Below are 8,589 nucleotides of genomic sequence, written 5' to 3' on the forward strand. Positions count from 1 at the left end.
CTTTTGATCTGTTGGATAAAATGAATGTCCGTTATTGGCGTCATTGAAGAACCGTCTGGCGGTAAAACTGCTGACAATGCGCAGCAATCGTTTCCAGAGCAGTCGGGTCCGAAAGCATGGACATGTGATTGGGAGCGGCCACATCAATCACTTCAAACTGGTTGATGCCTGTTTCAAAGCTCTGCCAGTATTTTGTATCCTTCATGCTTGTCTGTTCTCCACCACTGATCAGAAAATAATTTGCCAATTCACCAAACAGCAAACCATTCTCGTTACGCAGATAAAGACCTTTCGGCTGTTCCGGTTTTGGCAGCGCTGGATAGTGATAGCGTTCCAGCTCATACGCGGAACGTACTTCAACGTTCTTTTCCATCCACTGCCGTAACTGTTGTTCGGACTGCTGCAAACCTCTCGCTTGTGCCAGTTCAATCAGCTGTTGCAAAAACGCCTCATCATCGAGATCCAGGTTCAGTTCCCGGCGATGAATCAACTTTTGCTGATAATCCTGTTGATCATCCAGTGCTGCTGTGAGCGCCAGATTCACGGCACGAAAGTACTGGTTTTTCTGGTAGCCGGGCTCATCCAGTTCTGCCAGAAGTCGATGTCCTTCTGATGACAACGCCATTGAATCCAGCATGACAATACTGTTTACGGTTTCATCCATTTCCTGCAGCTGTCTCGCCACTTCATATGCCAATATACCTCCCAATGAATAACCCCCCAGATCATATGGTCCTTCAGGCTGAATTGAACGAATCAATTGAACGTAGTACAGCGCCATTGCCTCAATTCCGTGCAACGGTGATTTATCCATATTGGAACCACGCGCCTGAATACCATAAAAAGGCCGTTCGAATGTCGTTGCCAGACCAGCGTACTGTTCCACACCACCAAAAGCGCTATGGATCCAAAACACCGGGTGGCCGGACATATTCCGGCTTAATCGAATCAGTTCAGGGTATCGTTTAATCCGGGAAACCTTAATCATACTTTCGTTGCGGGTAATATCCGGCATTATGCCGATGATATCGGTTATAGTTTCGCAGCTACGTAAACGCTCAGGATCCACATCCGGAGCCAGGTGATATTGAATTTTCTGCAACAGTTGTATCGCCTGCATGGAATCGAAACCGTATTGCTTCAGAGGTCGATTACAATCGAGATCCACAGCGTCGATACCGAGCAACTCTCCTATTATGGCAACAATGGATTGTTGAACCGCAGGCATAGCCATCGAGGGGTGTTCCACTTGCGACTGTTGCATGGTCGGCGCAGCGTCCTCGCTGTTGATCCAGCAACGGCGGCGTTCAAACGGATAAGCGGGCAGACTGAGCAGTACCGGTGGTTTGCCAGGATAACGTTTTATCCACGGAATATTGCCTCCCTGAGTCCAATAAACGGCAAGTTTGTCAGGATTGTTTTCAGTCATCAGTGCATCCACCAATGTCTGCTCCATGGCACCGGACAACAATGCCTTGATGGCATCGTTATGTGTGTCCGGATATCCGCTAACTATTGAACCTGCCACACCGGCAGGTAATTCCTGCTCCTGAGTGAATGCCGCCAGTGCCGATATCAATACCTCTTTGTCATTGGCGACGATGGCCAGTCGATAGTCCATATGCTCGCGACAAACCTGCAAGGTATAACTCAACCGCCGCAATGAAATGGATTCAGCAGAGCGGACAAAGTCGAGCATCCTGGTACTCAGTTCGAGTAACTGCTGACGGGATTGGGCCGAGAACAGAAATAACCGGCTTTCATCATCGTCCTGATCTTCTGCCACCATCACCGGAGACAGATATTCCTCCAGAATAAAGTGGGCATTCGAACCGCCTGCGCCAAATGAACTCACCGTTGCCCGACGCGGCAATTCCATCTCTGTACCATTCACCACCGCAGTGGGTTGTTGCCATGGCTGCGCTTCGGGTTGCAGAAAAAAGGGTGTCGATTCGAACTGGATGTTCCGGTTGATGTTCTCCGGACGAATTGTGGGAACCAACTGCCGATGCCAGAGCTGCAGAATGACTTTGGTGATCTGGGAAATACCCGATGCCGCTTCAAGATGACCAATATTGGGTTTCACCGTGCCCAATGCACAGAAGCCCTTGTCAGGGGTAAACGCTGAAAATGCCCGGGTCAATGCAGCAACTTCAATCGCGTCACCGAGATAGGAACCGTTGGCCGCCGCTTCAACATAGCTGATGCTGCGTGGATCGATGCCCGCATCGCGGAAGTTTCGTTCCATCATGCGGGTCTGGGCGGTTGGATTGGGCATAAAGTAGCCATTGGAACGGCCATCGTGATTGATGCCGCTATGTTTAATCGTGGCGTAAATGCGGTCACCGTCCTGTTCGGCCCTGGACAGCGGCTTCAGCAACAACGACCCCACCCCTTCGCCCGGCACGAAGCCACTGGCGCCTTCGGCAAAGCTGAGTTTCTGAGAGTCCGTCGATAGCATTTGCGAGCTGCACAAGAGCACAAAACTGGCCGGATGCACATACAGGTTGACGCCACCGGCAATGGCCAACTCGCAATCGCCGCGACGCAGATGCTCGCAGGCTTCATGAATGGCCGTCAGCGATGAAGAGCACATGGTATCCACGGGCATACTGGGCCCTTGCAGATCCATGAAATAAGACACCCGGTTAGCCACGGAACTGAACGAGGTATACGGAAATGCCGTTTTTCCCTCAGCCCAGAGAACCGGCCCATACAGATCAAAGCCGGTTTTACTGATACCGACAAACACGCCGACCTGATGATCATGCTGTTGTGCCAGCCGTTCGCGGGTATAACCGCCATCTTCACAGGTTTCCCAGCAACTCTGCATGAACAAGCGCTCCTGCGGATCCATATTGATGGCATCACGTGGCGAAATACCAAAGAACAATGGATCAAAATCGGCAAAGCCATCGATGAACCCGGCGGACTTGCAATAGCTTTTTCCCTGCTCCAGTGCCTGAAGCGGGTCAGCTTCATAGAATCCTTCCAGTGGCCAGCGGTCGGCCGGTACATCGTTGAAGCACTGCCGTCCCTCCAGCAGGTTCCGCCAGTATTCATCAAGATTGGCAGCACCGGGATAACGCCCCGACATACCGATCACGGCAATGGCTTCGTGAGCCACTGACTGCGGTTTCGCCGTCGTTGCTGCGATCGATGGTACCAGCGGCTGGGCGAAACGGGTTTCCGGTGTCGTTGTTTTGGCGGCCTGAACAGGAGCTGCTCGTGCAGCTTTGCTGTTCTGGGGTTCGCCGACCAGCTTACTCAATTGGGTTGGCTGAGCGTCGAGGAAGTAATCCACCAGCGCTTCTATATGGGTGTATTCAAAGAAAATCGTGGTGGAAACATTGTCGAACACATCATTCAGAGTATCGGTCAGCCGGGCCACCGAGATCGAATCTATGCCGTAGCTGTCAAATGACGCCGATGGATTGATCTGATGCGGGGCCAGACCGACGATGGTACCTATGGCCTGCTGGAAATACCGGATCGCCCGTTCACGAACATTGCCCCCACTCCGAGGATCAACCTCATCAATGACGACGGACTCAGCCTCAGTGCCGATGTCCACGCTGGCGACTTCCGTTACCGCTGTATTTTCGGGTGCCATAGGGGCCAGGGTTTTGACAAATGCCAGTTGTGGCAGCGAACTGGCCATAAACTGATTCAGTACTTCCATGGCCTCGTCGGCTTCGATGGAAGCCAGTCCGGCAGCCGTCATGCGGGTTTGATAATCGGCTCCGGCGGCAACCCCCACTGAGCCCCAGTAACCCCAGTTGATGACTTTGACGCTACAACGCCAGTGCTGTGCCAGCCAGTGGGCAAAAGCATCTTTGAACAGACAGCCAGCGGTGTAGTTGCTTTGCCCCGGAGCGCGCGAAAAGGCGACGACCGAGGAAAAGAACAAGGCGAAATCAAGCTGATCTTCGGCAAATACCCGGGCAATATTGACGCAGGTATCGGCTTTGGGTCGCCAGCCGTTGCGAAAATCCTCCGCTTCCATGCGTTCCAGCATCTGGTCTTTAACATCGATGGCAGCATGGACAATGCCGTGAATACCGCCAAAACGTTGCAGAATCTGCTCATGAGCACGAACCATGTCCTCATGACGGGTAGCATCGGCCTGAAGATACACTGGTGCCGGCCCGAACACTGCCAGGGCATCAAGCTGTTGCTGGATGTCGTCGTTCAAGGCACGTCGGCCCAGCCAGACAATACGCGCCCGATAGTGCCGGATCAGGTACTCGCTCCAGGCCTGACCAATACCACCAGCGCCACCAATGACCACGTACACTCCACCATTACGATAAGCCGTTTCCTGAGGCATCAGGTCGCACGGCTGCAAAGTCTGATGCAACCACTGTTGATCTGTCTGACGATACGCCAGACTACGACCCTCGGCAGTAAATGGCATGCTCAGCAACTCGCTGATGCGTAAAGGCGAACGCCCGGCCCACAACGGCAACGCAGCGATATCCACATCCAGCAGCTGTACCTGCCAGCGCCCGAATTCCTGCGCCATGGTGCCCACCAGACCATGCAATCCCGCCTGTACCGGATCAATCCGCTCGCCGGCGTTGATGGCCTGACCCGCACACGTAATCACGGTCCATTGCAGTGACCGGGCGCGATAATCCAACTGTGACAACACCCGGATAGTGGTGAAACAGCAGTACACGCTGTCGTAGCAGGCCAGGCTGTCGATGTCCCCAGCAGTGGTATCAAAAGTATCCGCCAGCCAGATAATCCGGGTCAGTGTTTCGAGTCCGGAGAAATAATCCGCCAGCGCCTGTTCATTGGTCTGCCCGGTCATCACGAAAGTCTGCGCCTGAGGCAGTTGATCGCGGATTTCACTCCACGGTGCGCTGACGCCGCCGATGACCACCATTCCCCCGGCAATCGGATCCACCGCCGGCCGTTCAATGTTTTGCGGTAACGGCGTCCACACGGGTTGCAGGGTGTTGGCGTAGCCTTCCTGTACGCTGTTGCCCTGGGTCTTGGACATAAAACCGCGCAAACTGATCAGCACATTGCCGTGGTCATCACACAGGTCGATATCATGTTTCAAAATACCGCCCTGACCACCGGGCGCCGAGCCGGCGCTGTCGCGGATCCACACCCACATGGATGGGGTGCTCGGTGAGAATACCGTCAGTTGATCCAGTGAAAACGGCAAGGCCGGACGGGTATCGCCTTTCTCACCGGCAGCCTGACGGGCCAGCGCAAAGGCAATCGTGGCTTGCAGGGCAGAATCCATCAATGCCGGATGCAGTTGAAAATCGGTACTGCCGGCTACCAGCGCTGCCGGCAACGTCAGTTTCGCCAGCACTTCAATACGGTCCTGCTGACGGCCGACCCGGATTTCCTCGATGCCGCGATGAGCCGGACCATATTCAATGCCGATGGCCTGATAAACGTCATAACACTGTTCTGCACTGATCGTGGCGGTCTGGCAGCGGCCACGGAGCTGATCGAGGTCCAGCGCCTCCGGTCGGTCGGCCGAAACGAACGCCACTTGTCCCTGACTGTGCAGAGTCGCCGCATCACTGCTGATTTCGTAACGGACCTGACCGTCTGCCCGGGTTTTGAACTGAATATCCACCGTCACCGGCGCATCGGCCACCACTACCGGGCGCATCCACAGACTCTGACGCACTTCAATGGCCAGTTCAGGATGCTCATTGGCATCAGCGGCAATCGCAAACGCCGCACGGGCCATTTCCAGATACGCTACACCAGGCAATACCCGTTGTCCGCCCACACGGTGATCACTGAGGAAAAACTCCTCGCCGTGAAAGGTGCTGCTGAACGACTGGCGCGCAAAGGTCGAGGTATTGCGATGCAACAGCGGATGCAGATAACGCTCCGCTGAAGACGACGCGACACCCGTCTCTGAATGATCCGGCCAGTAACGCTCATGAGCGAAGGGATACAGCGGCACCGGCACCCGCCGTGCGTCAAAACCAGCCTGCTGGTGGAAACCTTCCCAATCCACGTTCAAACCTTTGACCCAAAGCTCCACCACCTGACTGTACTTGCCCTGTTGCAGCCATTTTTTCACCGTCTCCCGGAAATCACCGTCACGGTTAAAGGTCATCATGGTGTCGCGGTTGGCCTGAACGCTGCCACGGTAGACATCGACAATGTTTTTCTGCCCCTGAATACAGGCTTGCAGTTTCTGTATCAGTACGTTGCGGTCTCTGGCGACGATGCCCAGGCGCTCTTCCATGGCTTCACGCCCGGTTTGCAGGCTGTAAGCCATATCGCTGACGCTCACCTCAGAGTGCTGTTGTACAAAGGCCAGCAGCTGTCGCGTCCATTCCAGCAGATGCGCTTCATCCTGAGCCGACACAATCACCATGGCAGGCTGATCAGACGACGGCCGCGACGGTTGCTGACGAGTCAGCGGACCGCTGTATTCCTCAATAATCAGATGTGCGTTGGAGCCACCGGCCCCGAATGATGACAACCCGGCAATGCGCGGGCATTCACGCAGGTCACCATCCACCGCGAGTTGCGGCCGAGGCCAGTCAGCCAGAGTCTGCTGTACTGCAAACGGTGTCTGGGCAAAAGCAATGGCCGGATTCAGGGTTGCGGCATGCAGGCTCGGCACCAGTTGTCCGTGCTGCAACTGCAACACGATTTTGCTCAGCCCGGCGATACCGGCAGCCGCTTCGAGATGACCGATATTGGATTTAACCGAGCCCAGGGCACAAAACTGGCCACGGTCATCGTCTTTCAGATCAGGTTTAAAGGCCTGTACCAGCCCGGCCACTTCAATCGGATCACCAAGCCTGGTGCCGGTGCCATGAGCTTCCACATAACTGACGCTTCGCGCATCCACCCCGGCCCGATCCAGTGTCTGCCGGATCAGAGCTGCCTGAGCGGTCGGATTGGGGACGGTATAACCATTGGTTTTGCCACCATGATTAATGCCCGAACCACGTATCAGCGCATAGATCAGATCACCATCAGCCTCAGCCCTGGACAGGGGTTTCAACAGTACCGATCCCACACCCTCACCAGGCACAAAACCATCTCCCTGATCACCAAAGCTTTTGCAGGCTCCTTCGGCAGACAGCATCTGGGCAGAACACAGCTCGACGTAACTGGCCGGATGACTATAGACGTTGACGCCGCCAGCCAGAGCCATCTCACAATCGCCACGGCGCAGGTATTCGCATGCCTCATGAATGGCCGTCAACGATGACGAACACATGGTATCGATGGGCATGCTCGGTCCTTGCAGATCGAGAAAATAAGACACCCGGTTGGCGACCGAGCTGAAGGAGGTATGCGGAAAATACGGTTGACCTTTGGCCCACAGGGCCGGGCCATACAGTTCAAAACCGGTCTTGCTGATGCCAACGAACACCCCTACCCGGCGCTGATGCCGCTGGGTCAGACGTTCACGGGTATAACCGGCGTCTTCGAGAGTGTGCCAGCAGCTTTGCAGAAACAACCGTTCCTGCGGGTCAATATTGATGGCTTCACGCGGCGAAATCCCGAAAAACAACGGATCAAATTCCGCATGCCGATCCATAAAACCGCCCCATTTACTGTAACTGCGCCCCTTTTCCTGGGCCAGCAGCCGATCCGGTTCAAAAAAACCATTAATGGACCAGCGATCCGGCGGAATCTCAACGATACAGTTGCGGCCACTGGCCAGATTCTGCCAGTACTCATCCAGATTAGCCGCCTGCGGATAACGCCCGGTAAGGCCGATAATGGCGATGGGTTCAGCGGTCTTTTGCACATCCGTCACCGTCGCCGACTGGCTCACCCGGGAAACCGGTGTCATCGTCATCGGCTGCGAGGGTTGCTCTGCTGTTATTTCCACCGGGCTCTGATGAACGCTCTGAGTTTCCAGCCCCAGGAGTCGTTTCAGATTGTCTGGCTGGGTGCGGACAAAATGTTCACTCAAGGCATCGATGGTTTGAAACTCAAAGAACAGCGTACCGCTGATATCGTCAAGTACTTCACTCAGGCTGTCGGTCAATTGCGCGATCAGGATCGAGTCGATGCCGTATTTCTCCAGCGCCTCGGAAGGATCAATTTCACCAGCCGGCAGGCGGATGATGTCGCCGATGGCATGACGGAAATACTGCACCGTCTGTTCCAGTAACCGCGATGTTGATACCGCCGCCGGAGCGGCTGTCACGGGTTGCGGTGCCGTCGGTGCCGGCGCTTGTCCTTTCAGTGGAATACTGATGGGCACCGCCGCCGGACTGGCCTGGTTTGCCGCCGTCACCGTTTTTGCTTGCGGGGCCTGAGGGTCAGTCAACTCTGCCGGGGCCGACGCTGCGGTCAGTCCGAGCAGACGTTGCAGCGCCTGCGGCTGAGTACTGACAAGATGCTCACTGATGGCATCGATGGTCTGATATTCAAAAAACAAGGTACCGCTGATGTCCTCCAGCACCTCACTCAGGGTATCGGTCAATTGGGCAATGAGAATCGAATCGATGCCATATTTTTCCAACGCTTCGGCCGGATCAATTTCCGCCACCGAGGCTTGAACGATATCGGCAATGGCGTGTCTGAAATAACTGACGGTTTGGTCGAATAACATAGTGTTGTGAGTCATAA

At 55.0% G+C, this 8,589-nt stretch carries 1 protein-coding gene; it reads right to left on the reverse strand.

Annotated features, from left to right (window positions below; genetic code table 11):
- Nucleotides 1-40: 40 nt before the first annotated feature.
- Nucleotides 41-8,587, reverse strand: coding sequence for an SDR family NAD(P)-dependent oxidoreductase (locus YC6258_RS16390; protein ID WP_082070759.1), 8,547 nt, complete (start codon nucleotides 8,585-8,587; stop codon nucleotides 41-43).
- Nucleotides 8,588-8,589 lie beyond the last annotated feature (2 nt).

Origin of the sequence: Gynuella sunshinyii YC6258 (assembly GCF_000940805.1) — a bacterium.
GTDB classification, from domain to species: Bacteria; Pseudomonadota; Gammaproteobacteria; order Pseudomonadales; family Natronospirillaceae; genus Gynuella; species Gynuella sunshinyii.